14 protein-coding genes, 1 tRNA gene and 1 pseudogene are annotated in these 17,640 nt (G+C 64.3%); 5 read left to right on the plus strand and 11 right to left on the minus strand.

Features of this window, described 5'->3' with window-relative positions:
* Positions 1–79: 79 nt before the first annotated feature.
* Positions 80–164, plus strand: a tRNA-Leu gene (locus ABIE53_RS16105).
* A 141-nt stretch (positions 165–305) separates the two neighbouring features.
* Here the strand turns inward: ABIE53_RS16105 and ABIE53_RS16110 are convergent.
* Positions 306–1,700 (minus strand): amino acid permease, encoded by a 1,395-nt coding sequence (locus tag ABIE53_RS16110; protein WP_175130889.1) that lies wholly within the window; start codon positions 1,698–1,700, stop codon positions 306–308.
* 215 nt (positions 1,701–1,915) lie between these two features.
* Here ABIE53_RS16110 and ABIE53_RS16115 point away from each other — a divergent pair, with 215 nt between their 5' ends.
* Positions 1,916–2,929: an alpha/beta fold hydrolase gene (locus tag ABIE53_RS16115; protein WP_006050141.1), complete on the plus strand. Its 1,014-nt coding sequence runs from the start codon at positions 1,916–1,918 to the stop codon at positions 2,927–2,929.
* 22 nt (positions 2,930–2,951) lie between these two features.
* On the opposite strand, the gene ABIE53_RS16120 is transcribed toward ABIE53_RS16115, so the two are convergent.
* The 9 genes from ABIE53_RS16120 to ABIE53_RS16160 all read right to left on the minus strand — a co-directional run bounded on the left by ABIE53_RS16120 (position 2,952) and on the right by ABIE53_RS16160 (position 13,894).
* Positions 2,952–3,788, minus strand: a complete 837-nt coding sequence (locus ABIE53_RS16120; RefSeq protein ID WP_006050140.1) for a M55 family metallopeptidase — start codon at positions 3,786–3,788, stop codon at positions 2,952–2,954.
* Entirely contained in the window at positions 3,788–4,885 is a 1,098-nt protein-coding gene (locus ABIE53_RS16125; RefSeq protein WP_006050139.1) for a DmpA family aminopeptidase, read from the minus strand. The genes ABIE53_RS16120 and ABIE53_RS16125 overlap by 1 nt, the downstream gene beginning before the upstream one ends.
* Complete coding sequence (gene gsiD / locus ABIE53_RS16130) at positions 4,882–5,787, minus strand: glutathione ABC transporter permease GsiD (RefSeq protein WP_006050138.1); 906 nt, start codon at positions 5,785–5,787, stop codon at positions 4,882–4,884. The genes ABIE53_RS16125 and gsiD overlap by 4 nt, the downstream gene beginning before the upstream one ends.
* A gap of 7 nt (positions 5,788–5,794) precedes the next feature.
* Positions 5,795–6,715, minus strand: a complete 921-nt coding sequence (gsiC, locus tag ABIE53_RS16135; RefSeq protein WP_006050137.1) for a glutathione ABC transporter permease GsiC — start codon at positions 6,713–6,715, stop codon at positions 5,795–5,797.
* Between the two features lie 118 nt (positions 6,716–6,833).
* Positions 6,834–8,396 (minus strand): glutathione ABC transporter substrate-binding protein GsiB, encoded by a 1,563-nt coding sequence (gene gsiB / locus ABIE53_RS16140; protein WP_006050136.1) that lies wholly within the window; start codon positions 8,394–8,396, stop codon positions 6,834–6,836.
* A gap of 123 nt (positions 8,397–8,519) precedes the next feature.
* Positions 8,520–10,442, minus strand: a complete 1,923-nt coding sequence (locus ABIE53_RS16145; RefSeq protein ID WP_006050135.1) for a dipeptide ABC transporter ATP-binding protein — start codon at positions 10,440–10,442, stop codon at positions 8,520–8,522.
* 59 nt (positions 10,443–10,501) lie between these two features.
* Positions 10,502–11,503: an isoaspartyl peptidase/L-asparaginase family protein gene (locus tag ABIE53_RS16150; protein WP_006050134.1), complete on the minus strand. Its 1,002-nt coding sequence runs from the start codon at positions 11,501–11,503 to the stop codon at positions 10,502–10,504.
* Complete coding sequence (locus tag ABIE53_RS16155) at positions 11,500–12,483, minus strand: MurR/RpiR family transcriptional regulator (protein ID WP_006050133.1); 984 nt, start codon at positions 12,481–12,483, stop codon at positions 11,500–11,502. Before ABIE53_RS16155 ends, ABIE53_RS16150 begins: the two co-directional genes overlap by 4 nt.
* 157 nt (positions 12,484–12,640) lie before the next feature.
* Positions 12,641–13,894: an MFS transporter gene (locus ABIE53_RS16160; protein WP_006050132.1), complete on the minus strand. Its 1,254-nt coding sequence runs from the start codon at positions 13,892–13,894 to the stop codon at positions 12,641–12,643.
* Between the two features lie 93 nt (positions 13,895–13,987).
* Between ABIE53_RS16160 and ABIE53_RS16165 the strand changes: the two genes are divergently transcribed.
* Both ABIE53_RS16165 and ABIE53_RS16170 read left to right on the plus strand, forming a co-directional pair.
* Complete coding sequence (locus ABIE53_RS16165; protein WP_006050131.1) at positions 13,988–14,707, plus strand: pseudouridine synthase; 720 nt, start codon at positions 13,988–13,990, stop codon at positions 14,705–14,707.
* A 200-nt stretch (positions 14,708–14,907) separates the two neighbouring features.
* A complete protein-coding gene (locus ABIE53_RS16170; RefSeq protein WP_192698756.1) occupies positions 14,908–15,096 on the plus strand; it encodes a hypothetical protein in 189 nt (62 codons plus the stop codon).
* A 103-nt stretch (positions 15,097–15,199) separates the two neighbouring features.
* Here ABIE53_RS16170 and ABIE53_RS16175 read toward each other — a convergent pair whose 3' ends face one another.
* Positions 15,200–16,258: a Rossmann-fold NAD(P)-binding domain-containing protein gene (locus ABIE53_RS16175; protein WP_044021327.1), complete on the minus strand. Its 1,059-nt coding sequence runs from the start codon at positions 16,256–16,258 to the stop codon at positions 15,200–15,202.
* Between the two features lie 137 nt (positions 16,259–16,395).
* On the opposite strand from ABIE53_RS16175, the pseudogene ABIE53_RS16180 reads away from it, so the two are divergent.
* Positions 16,396–17,428, plus strand: a pseudogene (locus tag ABIE53_RS16180) (CDP-6-deoxy-delta-3,4-glucoseen reductase).
* Positions 17,429–17,640: the final 212 nt, after the last annotated feature.

Here is a 17,640-nt window from a genome sequence, read left to right on the forward strand (position 1 = left end):
GCTTGCCCGTCGGCGGATTTTCGGCCATAATCTGCGTCTTCGCCGCGCGAGAGTTTTTAACGCGTGTGCCGCAAGATCTGCCCAGGTGGTGAAATTGGTAGACGCAGGGGACTCAAAATCCCCCGCCGCAAGGCGTGCCGGTTCGATTCCGGCCCTGGGCACCATCAAGTTTCCGAGCAATACCCAAGCAACACAAAGAAAACCCGCGCCGGCTGAACGCTTCGCGGGTTTTTCGTTTTTTGGCTTTCGCCATCTTGTCGCGCGGTTTGAGCAGCGCGACAGCAACCCGTCGCGCCATCTGATCGTCAACTCTGCCGCCCAACCACCCGCGCAGCACTCCCATGCGCCGCCGCGCGCCTGCGCTTGAACTCATAACCCGCCCACATCACCACAAGCCACACCGGCACGAGCCACACGGACACGGACAAACCGGGCGTCATCGCGAGAATCACGAGGATCAGCGCCATGAACGCGAGGCAGATCCAGTTGCTCACCGGAAACCAGAACGACTTGAAGACGAGCGTCTCGCCCGCGGCGACCATCGCCCGGCGCGACTTCAGATGCGTCAGGCTGATCAGCGCCCAGTTCAGCACCAGCGCGGCAACCACGAGCGCCATCAAGAGGCCGAGCGCTTCCGCGGGAATCAGATAGTTGACGATCACGCACGTGAACGTGGCGAGCGCCGACAGGCCGATCGCCATATACGGCACGCCGCGCCGATCGACCTTCATCAGCGCGCGCGGCGCATTGCCCTGTTCCGCGAGACCGTACAGCATGCGGCTATTCGCATACACGCCGCTGTTGTACACGGACAGCGCCGCCGTCAGCACCACGACGTTGAGCACGTTCGCGGTCAGCGTCGAACCGATCTGCGAAAAGATCATCACGAACGGGCTGCCGCCGGCCGCGACCTCGTTCCACGGATACAGCGAAAGCAGCACCGCCAGCGAGCAGATGTAGAAAATCAGAATCCGGTAGATGACCTGATTCACGGCCTTCGGAACGCTCTTTTGCGGCTCGTCGGCCTCGGCTGCGGTGATGCCTATCAACTCCAGTCCGCCGAACGAAAACATGATGACCGCGAGCATCGTGAAGAGGCCATGAAAACCATGCGGGAAAAATCCGCCGTGGCTCCAGAGATTCGTGACCGACGCCTGCGGTCCGCCGTGGCCGGAAATAAGCAGATAGCCGCCGAACAGGATCATGCCGATCACGGCCACGACCTTGACGATCGCAAACCAGAACTCGGTTTCGCCGTACGCCTTCACGTTCGCGAGATTGATCGCGTTGATGCCGGCAAAGCAGACGAGCGCCGATACCCACGTCGGCACACCCGGCCACCAGTAGTGGACATACGTGCCGACCGCCGTCAGTTCGGCCATGCTGACGAGCACGTACAACACCCAGTAATTCCAGCCCGACAGGAAGCCGGGAAAGTCGCCCCAATACTTGTACGCGAAGTGGCTGAACGAGCCCGCCACCGGTTCCTGCGCAACCATCTCGCCCAACTGCCGCATGATCATGAACGCGATGATTCCGCCGATGGCGTAGCCGAGAATCATCGACGGGCCGGCGGCCTGCAACACGCTCGCCGAGCCGAGAAAAAGGCCCGTGCCGATCGCGCCGCCGAGCGCAATGAGTTGAATATGGCGATTCTTGAGCCCGCGCTTCAGGCCCTCTTGCTGTAGTGCATTGTTCAAATTGCGCCCCAGTGTATGGATTTCGATCGCCCGACAGCAGACTTGTGGCCCGCCCCGGCAGAACCGAAAATTTTACCCCGGCCGATATTGCCCAAATACTGGTGTCAACCCGCGCTTCGTGCCGCGCCGCACTTGCCTCCGCCGAATGTGATTGTCACTGCGGCGCCGGTTCGGTATGTTGCCGTAGTCGGGTTGGCCGTCTCCGGAGATTCAGCATGTCGCCCAAAAAACGCCTCGTTTGCGCTGCCGTCTTGTGTCTTTGTTTTGCGAGCCGCGGCGCGTTCGCGCAGACTTACACGCCGGCTCCGGCGCCCGAGCCTGCAACGTCTGCCGCACCGGGCGTGGTGCCCATGCCGGGCCCGGCTGCCGAATCTTCCGCGCCCGCTGTACGGGATCGGATGCCCGGCCAGGCGCCTGCCGCCGAAGCCAGCGCCGCCGCCGCGCCCGCTCCCGCTTCAGGCGCGCCGAGCACACCGTCCGCACCACCCGCCAAAGCCGCCGCCGCGCCGCCCGCCACCGCGCCCATGACCGGTCCCGTGCGCAACGTCGTGCTGGTCCACGGCGCATTCGTCGACGGTTCGAGCTGGAACGGCGTGGTCGCGAAGCTGCAGCAAAAGGGCTATCGCGTGAGTTCGGTGCAGAACCCACTGACCTCGCTCGCCGACGACGTCGCCGCGACACGCCGCGTGCTGGCTCGCCAGCAAGGGCCGACGATACTCGTCGGTCACTCGTGGGGCGGCGTCGTGATTACCGAAGCGGGCGCGAATGCGCCGAACGTCGCGGGCCTCGTCTACGTGGCGGCCGTTGCGCCGGACTTGCACGAGTCGACGACGGACCTGCTGAAGCGCGCCGCGCCGATGCCGGCGGGCGCAGGCATCACGAAGGATGCAAGCGGCTTCCTGTGGCTCGATCGCAGCAAGTATCACGCGGATTTTGCCGCCGACGTCCCCGAGAACGTGACGCGCGTGCTGTCCGCGGCGCAGGTGCCGATCGCCGCGACGGCCTTCGGCGAAACGGTCAGTCAGGTCGCGTGGAAAGAGAAGCCTTCGTGGTACGTGCTGACGACGAAAGACCGCGCCGTGTCGCCGGACGTCGAGCGATTCATGGCCGAGCGGATGGGCGCGAAGGTCGTGCCGATTGCGTCGAGCCATCTCGCGCCGGTCTCGCACGCGGGCGCGATCGCGGACGTGATCGACCGCGCCGCGCGCGAATTGAGCCGGCAGCAGTAGGCGTAGGCCCGCAACACACTCGCTACCGCAGCATGAACGACATCGCGGACAGGCAGTTGAGCATGCGCACCACATGTTCCGCCGACGCCGCGCTAAAGCGCAGCGTGACCGCATCGACGCGCGTCATGGTCGGCCACTGACAGAAGAGATCGGCGAGCGCGCTGGTCTGCACGCGCAGTTCGCACTCGACGGGTTTTGCTGCGGCGGCGCGCGTTGCTTGCGGTGCGCGTCCTTCGGCGAGATGCTGCTGCACGACTTCGCGCGCCGCGCTCTCTATCGCCGCACGAGCGTTTGCCGGCGATTGCGTGACGCCGCTCGCGTGCCCCGTCGCGCTCTTCGTCACGACAAAACGCGCGCCTGGAAAACGCGGCGCGGTTTCCTCGGCGAATACATCGTCGCCCGATAAAAGCGCTACCTGTGCGCCATATTCTTCAGCGAGCGCACCGTACAAACCGGCCTCGCCCACCTCCACGCCGTTCAGCGAAACGCGCGCGAACGCAAAGCTGTTGATGGTGTGCGCGAGAATGCCGCGCGTTTGCGACATCGCGTGATAGCCGATCATGAACACGAGCGACGCACCGTATTCGAGGCCCGCCATCATGCCGAGCGTGCGCGGTTTGCCGAGCACCACCTGAGCGCGTGCGTCGAGCAGATCGGGCAGCAGATTGCGAAAGCCGCCGTGCGAGTCGTTGACCCACACTTGCGTCGCGCCGCCCGCAAAGGCGCCTTCGATTGCGGCGTTCGCTTCGAGCGTCATCCAGCGGCGCGCGGCCTCATATTCGCCGTTGCCCGCACGCGTTTGCTCGGGGTGAAATACGCCGGCTATGCCTTCGATGTCGGCGGAAATAAGGACTTTCATCAGGGACTTTGCTTGAGTAAATGAGCGAGGTCGGGGACGCTCTCGCGCAGCGATAGACGTCGATGGCCATCGCGGCCGGTGACGGATTGCGCGCTCCACAACGCGTCGAGAATCGCCTGCTCGACGCTGTCGGCGCAGGCGCGAAAAAGCGGGTCCATGCATTGATCGGCGACGAGCGGCGGCAGCGCAATGTATTGCGCGAGATGCGGCACCGTGTAGGCCGTCGAAAAGGCGAGCGCTATGTCGCCGCTGCCGTGGCCATACACCGAACCCGTCCGCGCGAGGCCCGCTGCCGCGCGCAACGAAAGGCGCTTGAGTTGACGCGCGTCGAGCGGTGCATCGGTGGCGACGATCATGATGATCGAGCCTTGCTCGGGCTTTGTTGCATCGGCATCGGCTTTCGCTTTCGCTGCGCGTTCAGCCAGGATGCGCCCGACAGGATGGCCGTCGACAACCAGCATCGGCAAACGTCCAAAGTTAGCGAGCGCGAGCGCACCGACGACGTACTCTCGCCCCGCAACGCTCACCACGCGCGATGCAGTGCCGATGCCGCCCTTCAGATCGAAGCACGACATGCCGCGGCCCGCGCCCACCGAGCCGCTTGCCACCTTAGTTCCGGCTGCCGCGTACGCATCGTTGAAATGCTGTTCGCCGATCGCAAGCGCCTGAATATCGTTGAGATATCCGTCGTTGCATTCGAACACCAGCGGATTGACGGTCGGCCACTCGCGCCCAATGCCTGGGTTCGCGTTAATCGCCGCGCGAATCTGCGCCTGCGCCACCGCGGCCACGCCGAACGTGTTGGTCAACGCAATCGGCGTTTCGAGCGTGCCGAGTTCGTCGATCTGCACGAGACCAACGCTCTTGCCGAAGCCGTTGATCACCGACACAGCCGCAGGCACCTTGTCGACAAACGGATCGTCCGCATGCGGACGAATCACGGTCACGCCGGTTTGCAGCGCGCCTTCAGCGAGCGTGCAATGTCCGACGGTGACGCCCTCTACATCGGCGATCGTGCCCAGCGCACCGCTCGGCAATGTGCCGATATGCGGCGCGTTGTTATCAGCCTGCGAAGGTTGCGATTGCATCGAACTCATGCGCGATCGAGTTTCGGATCGAGCGCATCGCGCAAACCGTCGCCGAGCAGGTTGAACGCCAGCACGGTGAGGAAAATCGCGAGACTCGGGAACAGCGCGATATGCGGTGCGGTCACCATATCGGCGCGCGCTTCGTTGAGCATCGCGCCCCACTCGGGCGTCGGCGGCTGCGCGCCAAGTCCGAGAAACGACAGGCTCGCGGCCGTGATGATCGACGTGCCGATACGCATCGTGAAGTACACGACGACCGACGAAATCGTGCCCGGCAAGATATGACGCACGATGATGGTCCAGTCCGACGCGCCGATACTGCGCGCCGCTTCGATATACGTAAGCTGCTTGAGCATCAGCGTATTGCCGCGCACGAGCCGCGCGAACGCCGGAATGCTGAAGATCGCCACCGCGCAGATCACGTTGACCATGCCGTTGCCGAGAATCGCGACCACGCCGATCGCGAGCAGAATGCCGGGGAAAGCGAACAGCACATCGGCCACGCGCATCGTGATGCGATCCCACCAGCCTTCGTAGTAACCGGCGAGCAGCCCGAAGAACGTGCCGATCACAGCGCCTATCGCAACGGAAAGAAAGCCTGCTTCGAGCGAGATGCGCGAGCCCGCGAGAATGCGGCTGAAAATATCGCGGCCCAGTGAATCGACGCCGAACCAGTGCGCAGCGGAAGGCCCCGCGTTCAACGCGTCGTAATCGAAGAAATTCTCCGGGTCGTAGGGCACGATATGCGGCGCGGCAATCGCGACCACGACCAGCAGCAGCACGAAAATGCCGGCGGCCAGCGCCACATGCTGCTTGCGAAACTTGCGCCAGAATTCGCTCCACGGCGTGCGGATCGTGCGCTCGGCGTTCTTGGTTTTGGCCGCATTCGGCTCGGTGGCTGTCGTGCTCATGCGGGCCTCACTTGAAACGGATAGTCGGATTGATCACGGCGTACAGCACGTCCACGACCAGGTTGATGATGATGAATTCGAGCGAGAACAACAGCACCTCCGCCTGAATCACCGGATAGTCGCGCATCGACACCGCATCCACCAGCAGGCGCCCGAGGCCCGGCCAGTTGAATACGACCTCGACGACAATCGAGCCGCCGAGCAGAAAGCCGAACTGAAGCCCCATCATCGTGACGACGGGAATCATCGCGTTGCGCAGGCAGTGCTTGACGATCACGAGCCGCTCGGGCACGCCCTTCGCGCGCGCGGTGCGCACGAAGTCTTCGTTCATCACCTCGACGAACGACGCGCGCGTGAAGCGCGCCATCACTGCCGCGACGGCGGCGCCGAGCGTCAGCGAAGGAAGGATGTAGCTCTGCCACGAACCATCGCCGACGATAGGCAGCCAGCCGAGCTTCACCGAGAAGATTTCCATCAGCAGCATGCCGAGCGCGAAGGCAGGAAACGAAATGCCCGACACGGCGAGCGTCATGCCGAGCCGGTCCGGCCAACGGTTACGCCACACCGCCGACACGATGCCGATGCCCATGCCCAGCACCACCGCCCACACCATGCTCGCGAGCGTGAGCAGCAGCGTCGGCATGAAGCGCTCGGCGATCTCCTCGCTCACGGGCCGCTTGCTGCGCGTGGAAATGCCGAAGTCGCCGTGCGCGATCTTCACGAAGAAGCGAGCGAATTGCTGCGGCATCGGCTTGTCGAGTCCGAGGTCGGCGCGCACGAGAGCGACGGTCGCTTCGTCGGCATCGGGACCGGCCGCGAGCCGCGCCGGATCGCCCGGCAGCAGATGCACGAACAGAAAGACCAGCACCGCGACGATCGCGAGCGTCGGCAGCAGACCAAAGAGACGTTTGACGATGAAATTCAGCATTGAAGCTCAATCCGGCAATGATTCGGGCAACGAAATACCATGTACTGCTCATGCGAGCGCGCGGCGCCGCGCGTCCTGAAGCGTCCTGATCGACGTGCAGCGCCGCGCGCCCGGCTCGTCACTTGATGGCGATTTCGTCGAAGTTAAACGAACCGTCCGGCGCGACATACGCACCCGACAGACGCTTGCTGCGCGCATACACGACCTTTTCCTTGACGAGGAAAATCCACGGCGCGTCGGCCCAGATGCGCTTTTGCGCGTCCGTGTAGAGCGCGGCTTTCTGCGCGCGGTCGGTGGTTTCGAGCGCCTGCTTCAGATCGCTGTCGACGGTATCGTTCTTGTAGTACGCCGTGTTCATCATCTTCGGCGGGAACGAGACGGTTGCCAGCAGCGGTGTGATCGCCCAGTCGGCTTCGCCCGTCGACGACGACCAGCCCGCGTAATACATGCGCACCGGCGCAGTGGCGGCGTCCTGCGCGCTTTCGACGCGGGCGACGCGCTGACCGGCTTCAAGCGCTTCGACCTGCGCCTTGATGCCGACCTGCGCGAGTTGCTGCTGCACGAACTGAATGACCTTCTGCGCCGTCGAGTAGTTGTACGCGGACCACAGCGTGGTTTCGAAGCCGTTCGGATAGCCGGCTTCCTTCAGCAACGCGCGCGCCTTCGCCGGATCGTACGGCCACGGCCCGAGCTTCACCGCATAGTCGACGCCCTGCGGCACCACGCCGTCAGCCGGCGTTGCATAACCGGCGAACACGACCTTCGTCAGCGCTTCCTTGTTGACCGCGTAGTTGAGCGCCTGGCGCACCTTCGGGTTATCGAATGGCTTCTGATTCAGGTTCAGGCTGATATAGCGCTGAATGATCGAAGGCGATGCGATCAGATCGACCTTCGGGCTCGACTGCAATTGCGCGGCCTGCTCGAACGGCACCTGAAACGCGAAGTCCGCTTCGCCGGTACGCATCAGCGCGGCGCGCGTGTTGTTGTCGACCACCGGCTTCCAGTCGATCGCGTCGATCTTCGGGTAGCCCTTCTTCCAGTAGCCGGCAAACTTCTTCACCGTCAGGTCGCCTGCCGGGTCCCACTTCACGAATTCGAACGGACCTGTGCCGACCGGATGGAACGCGATGTCCTTGCCGTATTTCTTCAGCGCGTCAGGCGAAATCATCACCGCCGACGGATGCGCGAGCACGTTCACGAATGCCGAGAACGGCGCCTTCAGCGTGATCTTCACCGTGTACGGATCGACCACTTCGGTCTTCTCGATACGGTTGAACATGTTGTAGCGCTTGAGCTTGTTCGCCGGATCGGTCACGCGGTCGAAGTTCGCCTTGACAGCGTTGGCGTTGAAGTCCGTGCCGTCCTGGAACTTGACGCCATGACGCAGCTTGAACGTGTAGACGCGCGCATCGGGGCTCGCTTCATAGCTGTCGGCGAGCACGTTGACGAGCTTCATGTCCTTGTCGAAGCCGAAGAGGCCCTGATAGAACGACTTCGCGACGGCTTGCGAGAGCGTGTCGTTGGCATCGTAGGGATCAAGCGTCGTGAAGTTCGTGGCGACGGCCATCACTGCAGTCGTTTCGGCGTGCGCGGCGTTGCCCGCGAGCATGGCGAACACTACTGCGCCGCCGCCGAGCAGCGCGCGCAAACGAAACGGAGAAGACGGGACCAGCAGGTTCATGAGTTGGCTCCAGGCTGCGAGTTGAAACGGTTTAGGTTGTGTTTGACGACTTGCTTCGGCGTGTCGGGCCGGCGCTTTTTGCTGTGCTGCTTTTGGTTCAATCGTTCTGCTTTGACGACTCGTTCAATACGCACCGCCCACGCGATGCTGCGCGACGAAATGATCCGGTCCGACCGCGATAAGCGGCGCTACCACAGGCTCATCGTTCAATGCGCGGATCGGGCTCGGGATTTCGTCGGCGGCGAGCATGCGTTTCGCGTGACGGCGCGCCGGATCGGCAACCGGCACCGCGCCCATCAGCTTTCTCGTGTACGGATGCTGCGGCGCCTCGAACACCGCGCGACGCGGCCCGATCTCGACGATCTGTCCGAGATACATCACGGCCACGCGATGACTGACGCGCTCGACCACCGCCATGTCGTGCGAAATGAACAGATACGCGACGCCCAGTTCGCGCTGCAAATCGAGCATCAGATTGACGATCTGCGCCTGCACGGAGACATCGAGCGCGGAAACGGATTCGTCTGCGATCACGACTTTCGGATTCAATGCGAGCGCGCGCGCAATTGCAATGCGTTGCCGCTGACCGCCGGAGAATTCATGCGGATAGCGGCGCGCGGCCTCGGGTGGCAAGCCGACTTTTTCGAGCAGCCACGCGACTCGCGCTTGCGCCTCGGCACCTTGCGCGACGCCGTGCACGAGCAGCGGCTCCATGATCGAAAAGCCGACCGTGAGCCGCGGATTGAGCGACGCGAACGGGTCCTGAAAAATGAACTGGATGTCGCGGCGTAATGCCTGTAGTGACGCGCCGGTCAGCGAACTGATTTCGCGGCCGTTGAATTCGATTGAGCCGCTTTGGCTTTGCACCAGTCGCAACAACGAGCGGCCCGTGGTCGACTTGCCGCAGCCCGACTCGCCGACGAGCGCGAGCGTCTCGCCCGGCCGCAAATCGAAGCTGACTTTTTCGACGGCATGCACGCGGCCGGTCAGGCGGCCAAAGAGACCGCTTCGCACCGGAAAGCGCGTGACGAGATCGCGCACACGCAGAATAGGCGGCGTGCTTTCATCGACGCGCGGCTGCTCTTCTTTCGCGACGGCGGCCGCGGGGCGCACGGGTTCATCGGCGCCGCTCAAGCTCGCCTGCTCGACGGTCAGAATCGGAAACTTCGCGGGCTGATCGGTGCCTTGCATTGCGCCGAGACGCGGCACGGCCGCGAGCAGCGCCTTCGTATAAGCATGCGACGGAGCGGCAAAAATCGTATCCGACGCGCCCTCTTCCACTTTTTCTCCGCGATACATCACGAGCACGCGGTCTGCGACTTCCGCGACCACGCCCATGTCGTGCGTGATGAAGATCACGCCCATGTTCATCTCGTCCTGCAAGCCGCGGATCAGTTGCAGAATCTGCGCCTGAATGGTCACGTCGAGCGCGGTGGTGGGTTCGTCGGCGATCAGCAACGCGGGCTTGCACGACAGCGCCATCGCGATCATCACGCGCTGGCGCATGCCGCCCGACAGTTGATGCGGAAAGCGCGCGGCCACGCGCCGCGCCTCGGGAATGCGCACGAGTTCGAGCAGGCGCAACGTCTCGGCGAAGGCCGCGGAACGGCTCTTGCCTTGATGCAGCGAAATGGCCTCGCTGATCTGATCGCCCACCGTGAAGACCGGATTGAGCGACGTCATCGGCTCCTGAAAGATCATCGCGATGTCGGCGCCGCGAATCGAACGCATCGTGCCCGACGACGCTTTCGCGAGGTCGAGCACGTTGCCGTCGCGGCGCCGGAACATGATGCTGCCGCCGGCAAGGCGCCCACCGCCGTGCTCGATCAGCCGCATCAACGCGAGCGATGTCACCGATTTGCCGGACCCCGATTCGCCGACGATCGCGAGCGTCTCGCCGCGCTCGACCGTGAACGACAGATCGCGCACCGCGTTAAACGTGGTCTCGCCGCTGCGAAACGCAACCGACAGGTTGTCGACCGACAGCACGCGCTGCGGCGGCAAGGGTTCAATAAGCGGGCTGGCGGTGTGCGATGAAGTCGGCACGGTGGTTCCTTTAAATTCGAACGCGCGGGCGGTTCTGCAATATTATTCTGGATGACGAACTAACGGTAGATCGCCGTCACCGGCGTTTCGCCGACGCGCGCGAAACCGCGGTACATGCCCTCGGTATTGAACGGCAGCGCAATGTTGCCGCGCGCGTCGACGGCGATCAGGCCGCCGCGGCCGTCGATCTTCGGCAGGCGGTTCATCACAACGTCGTGCGCGGCGTCGTGCAACGACACGTTGCGATAGGCCATTTGCGCGGCGACGTCGTAGGCGGCGACCATGCGCATGAACATTTCGCCGGAGCCGGTTGTCGAGACCGCGCAGGTCGCGTCGTCCGCATAACAGCCCGCGCCGATCAGCGGCGTATCGCCCACGCGTCCTACCTGTTTATTGGTGACGCCGCCCGTCGATGTCGCCGCGGCCACGTGGCCGTGCCGGTCGAGCGCGACCGCGCCGACAGTACCGAACTTGCGGTTCGGATCGATCGGTTCGTGCGGCGTGGGCTCGTGAGCAGCCGTTGACGTTGACGATGACGAAGCAGCGAGGCTCGCGCCGTCGTGGTCGAGCATCGCACGTTGCTGATCGCGCGCAAGCAGCCATTGACGATGACGCGCCTCGGTATCGAAGTACGCAGGCTCGACGAATTCAAGTCCCTGCGCGGCCGCGAAACTTTCGGCGCCTTCGCCGGTGAAAAGCACATGTTCGCTGCGCTCGAGCACACTGCGCGCCGCCAGAACCGGATTGCGCACGCGCTTCACGCAGCAGACCGCGCCGGCTTCGAGCGTGCTGCCGTCCATGATCGCCGCGTCGAGTTCGTGCGTGCCCGCCGCGGTGTACACAGCGCCACGGCCCGCGTTGAACAGCGGACAGTCTTCGAGCAGCCGCACCGCTTCGCTCACCGCGTCGAGCGCGCTGCCGCCGTCCGCGAGCACGCGTTGACCGGCGCTCAGCACCGCGTGCAACGCCGCGTGATATTCGGCTTCGGCGCTCGCCGCGAGCGACGCCCGCAGGATCGTGCCCGCTCCGCCATGAATGGCAATGACTGCGTTGGTGTTCATCGTTTGAGTTTGGGTTGGGCTTTTGCAGTGCGAGGTTTTGCGACAGCAGCGCCGGCCGCTTGCGCGACCGTACTCGCCAACGCCGACGCGGAGAGCGGATCGGTAAGCCACGGCAGGACAAATTCGGTGACTTCGGCGGCCGCCTTCACCGAGCGTTTCGCGCGATACGCAACCGCGTCGCACAGCGCTTCGATCACCGCGAGAACGGCCGCGTCCGCGTTCGCCGCAAGCCGGCGTTCGGAGCGCACATACAACGACAGGTCGGCGAATTGCGCGAGCGGCGAGCGCGGACCGTCGGTGAGCGCAAGCACGCGTGCCCCGCGCGTCGCCGCACGGCGCGCGAGTTCGATGGTGTCGTCGACATAACGCGGGAAGGCGATGCCGATCACCAGGTCGCCTTTATCGCAATTGAACAGACGCCGCGCGGCATGCGACGGTCCGCCGATGAACGCGAGCGACTGCACGTTGTCGTGATAGGCCATCAGGTTGTGCTCCATCAGCCCGGCGAGAAACGCGCTCGTGCCCGCGCCGAGCACGAACACGCGGCGCGCGGCGAGAATGGCTTCGACGACGGCTTCGGCGGCGGCGCTGTCGATCGCGGTGCGCGTCAAATGCAGATTGCTGGCCGCCTGTTCGAGCGACGCGTCGACGACATCGTCGCCCGCGGCGAGCGACTCTTGCGCGCTGCGTAGCCGCTCGACCGGCGCGAGCGTCGCCTCGAAGCCGCGCACGAGCGCCTCACGGAACTGCGGATAGCCGTCGAAGCCGAGCGAGCGCGCAAAGCGATTCGCCGTTGCAACCGACGCGCCGACCACACTCGCGAGTTCGTCGATCCGCATGGTGGCCGCGCGAAACAGATTGGCCAGCACGTACTCGCCCATGCGCCGATGAATCGGCGTGAGAGTGGGCATCGCCGCTGCGATGCGCGCGGCAATGGCCTGCTCTGCCTGACTGGATGCAACGGACGGTTGATGAATCATGCGGGCGATGCAGCGCGGTAGTGTCTTTGCAACAGCGAGTTTTTAGTGGTGTAAGCGGAATGCATGAAAGTATATTTACATGGAATCGGCCAAGAAAAAAATTCATTTTCATTTTTACGGGTTTGCCCTGGCGTCCTGCACGCGATGGAATTGATCTTCAGCAAGCGGCGGCATGCTGCTGTTCGGGAATGCGGGCGAGCCGCGCGGCAGGCGACATCGCAATGATCGACGCCTGCACGAGAAACGCCGCTGCCGCGACGACGAGGCACGCGTCCACACTCCAATGCGCGCTGATCAACGCGCCGAGCAATGCGCCCGCAGGCCGCGCGCCGTAGGTGGCCGTGCTGTTGAGCGCCGAGACGCGGCCCATCATCCGTTGCGGCGTGATGGCCTGACGCAGCGTGGTCGAGCCGACCACCCAGAGGATCGGCCCAACGCCGAGCAGAAAGAAGCTCAGCAGCGCGAGCCAGAACGACGGCGCGACGAGCGTCGCCACCATCACGAGCGAAGCCAGCAGTCCGCACGACGGCCCGATCATCAGCACGCGCCCGAACGCGAGGCGTCGCGCGGTGGCGGGCGCGGCCAGCGCGCCGCACACCATGCCGACGCCATACGCGCCAAGCGTGATGCCAACCGCCGACGCACTGAGCCCGAGCCGATGCACCGCATACGCCACGTACACCGCTTGCAGCACGAAGAAGCCGAGGTTGAAAAAGACCGCGGTCGCGAGCATCGGAAGCAGTAAGGCATCGTGCCAAACAAAACGCATGCCGTCGCGCAGTTCGTGCATGAAGTGACGCGCGGGCACTGGCGCGCGAGGCGGTTCGCGCAATCCCGCGAGCAAAGCCACCGCCAACGCCGACAAGCCGGCCGCGCAGCCGTATGCCCAGCCCGCGCCGATCCAGCCGACGAGCAACCCGCCGAGCGCCGGCCCCGCCGAATAGGCAACGCTGCGCGCCAGTTCAAGGCGTCCATTGGCGCTCGCATACGCTTCGCGCGAGACGATCGACGGCACCAGTGACGGCGCGGCAACGTTGTAGGCGACCGTGCCCGTCGCGGCGATGAAACCGAGCACGCCGAGCAAGGGAAGATTGAGCGCATGAGTCAGCAGAAGCATGAGAACGCATAGCATCGCGACGACACGCAGGCTTTCGGCGAGCGCCATCAACGTGCGGCGCGAGCGGCGGTCGGCCCAGACGCCGAGCGGAATCGACAGCAACAGGAACGGCAAGGTCTGCGCTGTCTGCAACAGGCCGGTGCCGCGCGCGTCGGCGCCGAGCGCGAACACTGCGACGAGCGGCGCGGCGGCAAGACTGATCTGCTCGGCCGATTGCGCGACGAGATTCGACCATGCGAGCCGCTGAAAAGCGGCCGGCAAAGCGACACGGGATGAGGACGGCGTGGCGTGCATCGATGGCTCCTGCAACGGATTAGGAAGTGACCATCGTGGCCGCGATCGCCGCGCGGCACGCCCCGCTTCTTGCGGTGTTATTCTTCGCTCGCCATGAATCTCGAAAGCATTCTTTTCTCCCAGGGCTTCGGCTCGCGCCGTCAATGCCGCGCGCTGATTGCGGACGCTCGCGTCGCGATTGGCGGCATCGTATGCACGGACCCGGATGCGGACTTTGCAACCGACGACGCGTCGTTCAGCTTCAGCGTCGACGGTGTGCCGTGGCCGTATCGCGAGCATGCGTATCTGCTGCTCAACAAGCCGGCGGGCTATGAATGCTCGCGCGATCCGCAGCATCATTTGAGCGTGTTCAGTCTGCTGCCGCCGCAATTCGCCGAGCGCGGCGTGCAATGCGTGGGCCGGCTCGATCAGGACACGACCGGCCTGCTGCTGCTCTCCGACGACGGCAAGTTCGTGCACATGTTCACGTCGCCGAAACGCAAGGTGCCGAAGGTGTACGTCGCGACCACGCGTCACCCCATCGACGACCGGCAGTTGAGCGCGTTGCGCGATGGCGTGATGTTGCACGGCGAGTCGAAAGCGGTGGCCGCGATCGACGCTCACGCGCGCGGCGAGCATTCGCTCGCGCTTACCGTGATGGAAGGCAAGTATCACCAGGTCAAGCGGATGATCGCCGCGGCGGGCAACCGTTGCGAAGCGCTGCATCGCGAGCGCGTTGGCGGCCTTGCGTTGCCCGCGACGCTTGCGCCCGGCGCGTGGCAATGGCTCGACGAAACCGAACTCAAGCTGTTGGGATCTTCACGGACTGGGTAAACGACAACAGCGCGACAACAGCGCGACAACAGCGCCGCTATAGCGCACGCAACTGTCTGACGACACAGGACATTCGATGCGCGCGGACGCACATTCGCTCGCGCCCTGCATGCGTTGAACGCTGCGCCGCAGCATGCGGTTGCTCATGGCTCGCCCTATACTCGTCTAAACAAAGACTACAAAGAGTTCAAGGAGGCGCCATGATCGTCCATAACGGAATCATGAACTCATATGTGATGGTGGCGTTCGTGTGTCTCGGGGTGCTGCTGATCGGCGGATTTCTGATCGTGATGCGGCGGCGGCACAAGTACGACCCCAATCTGATCGGCGCGTTGGTCGGCGCAATGCTGTGCTTTTTGCTGCTTGAGGCGCTGCCGGCGCTGACCTGAACGGCGAAGCGAGCGGCGCATGGCGCGCAGCGGTCGCGCCGGGTTCTCTGTTGTCCGCGGCCACGCGACGTGGCTATCGCGCTTCACAGTTTGGCGTCGTTCATCACTTCGAGCGCTGCTCGCCACGCCCCGCTTCCCGCAAAAAATCCTCGACGCTCGGATAGCGCAAACGCACGCCCAGCTCTTCTTTCAGCCGGCGATTCACGAGCCGCCTCGACTCGCGCATGAACGACAACAAGGTCGGCTCGATCTGCGCTTCAGCTTGCTCCCGCGTGATGCGTGGCGGGCGGGCCAAACCGAATGCATCCGCAACAAGATCGAAGTACTCGCCCATTTTCAGCGATGAGTCGTCGGACGCGTGGATCACGCGCGCGGGCCGGCCGTGTGTCGCGAGACGCACGAGAATCGCGGCGAGGTCGTCGGCGTGAATGTGGTTCGTGTAGACGTCGTCAGTAGCGACGAGCGCGGGCGTGCGTTTTTCGAGCCGCGCAAGCGGCAGGCGATTGCCCGCATAGATGCCGGGAATGCGCGCGATGCTCGCGGCAATCGAGCCGCGCGCGGTTGCGCGCCGCAACTGGCGCTCGGCGGACACGCGGCGCTTCGCGCGCGCATTGGCCGGTTCGACGCTGCGCGTTTCGTCGATCCACGCGCCGCCGCAATCGCCATAGACGCCCGTCGTGCTCGCATAGACGAAGCACACGGGCGCGCGCGAAGCCGCGGTCCGGCGAAGGCCGTCGGGTACAATATTGGCTGGTTCTGCCGCTGTGCCTGCTGTTGCCCACGAGGCGCGAGCGCGGCGCATGCGCCCAAGCGGCGCCGAGGTTGCATAGCGTGTTGCGCGTGCCAAAGCAAAGTCGCGGCGCATGCTCAAGGTGGCGAGCAACGCGCGGGTGCGGCGGTCGTCGTCGCCGGTTTTCTGCGGGGGTGCGAGATGCAGCACGGTCGGCGCGAGACCCGCGAGCCGTTTCAGACTGCGGCGCTCGTCGAGATCGCCGACCAGCGGCGAGACGCCCGCGGCGCGCAATTCGGCGCAGCGCCCGGCGTGGCTGGTGAGCGCGAAGACGTGAGCGTGCGGCAGCAGCAGAGGCACGCAACGCATGCCGACATCGCCGCAACCTACGATCAACACGCGCGGACGGCGGAAGTTTCGTGTCGCTTTCATGGTGCAGGCATTGTAGCCGCCACGCGCCGCGCGCATCGGGCGGCAGTGGGCGCAGCCCTTGCTGCTCCTCGCTGTAGCTTCGCCGTAGCCTCGCCGTGACTTATTAACGATTACCGACTTTCCATTTCCGAACACATATGGCATTTAACGTCACGCTCCGGCAAAGCGGCCGGCAGTTTCAGGTAGAACAGGACGAACCGGTGTTGACCGCGGCCTTGCGTCAGGGCATCGGTCTGCCGTACGGCTGCAAGAACGGCGCATGCGGTTCATGCAAGGGCGCCGTGGTGAACGGCCAGGTCGAGCAGCGCGCGCACTCGTCGTCGGCGTTGTCGAACGATGAAAAGACTCGCGGCATGGCGCTCTTCTGCTGCGCGACGGCGTGCTCGGATCTGGAAATCGACATCCGCGAAGTGGCCGGCGTGGGCGACGTGCAGGTCAAAAAGCTGCCGTGCCGCGTGAACGCGATCGAGCGCAAGGCCGACGACGTCGTCGTGCTCAAGCTGCAACTGCCCGCGAACGAACGCCTTCAGTATCTTGCCGGCCAGTACCTCGAGTTCATTCTGAAGGACGGCAAGCGCCGCAGCTATTCGATGGCGAACGCGCCGCACGCCGAAGGCCCGATCGAGCTGCATATCCGCCACATGCCCGGCGGCGCCTTTACCGACCACGTATTCAACACGATGAAAGAGCGCGACATTCTGCGCTTCGAAGCACCGCTCGGCACCTTCTTCCTGCGCGAAGAATCGGACAAGCCGATCGTGCTGCTCGCGTCGGGCACGGGCTTCGCGCCGCTGAAGGCCATCGTCGAACATGCGGTGTTCAAGAACCTGAATCGCCCGATGACGCTGTACTGGGGCGCGCGTCGCAAGAAAGACCTGTATCTGCTCGAGCTGGCCGAGCAAATGGGCGCGCGAGATTCCGAATTTCAAGTTCGTGCCGGTGCTGTCGGAGCCGGATGCGAGCGATGCGTGGACCGGCCGTGTCGGCTTCGTGCATCGCGCGGTGATCGAGGATCTGCCGGATCTGTCCGCGTATCAGGTGTATGCGTGCGGCGCGCCGGTCATGGTCGAATCGGCGCAGCGCGATTTCACGCAACATCATCGCCTGCCCGAAGACGAGTTCTACGCGGATTCGTTCACGAGCGCGGCGGATCTCGCCAACGCCGTCTAAGCAAAACGCCGACGCGACGCGCTGTGTGCAAATTCGTGGTTTACACCGGCGCTTGCCTTGTCGTATTCTTTCGCGCATGAACCGCATCCAGTCCGAACTTCGACGTCGCCGCTCGCCGCTTCCCTAGGGACGCCGCCGGCTTCGTCACGGATTCGCGCTACAACAGAGCGCAAGCTGTTCGAATCATGAAAGCCACGGCATGCCGTGGCTTT

Source organism: Paraburkholderia sp. OAS925, assembly GCF_040543975.1.
In the GTDB taxonomy this organism is placed as follows: Bacteria; Pseudomonadota; Gammaproteobacteria; order Burkholderiales; family Burkholderiaceae; genus Paraburkholderia; species Paraburkholderia graminis.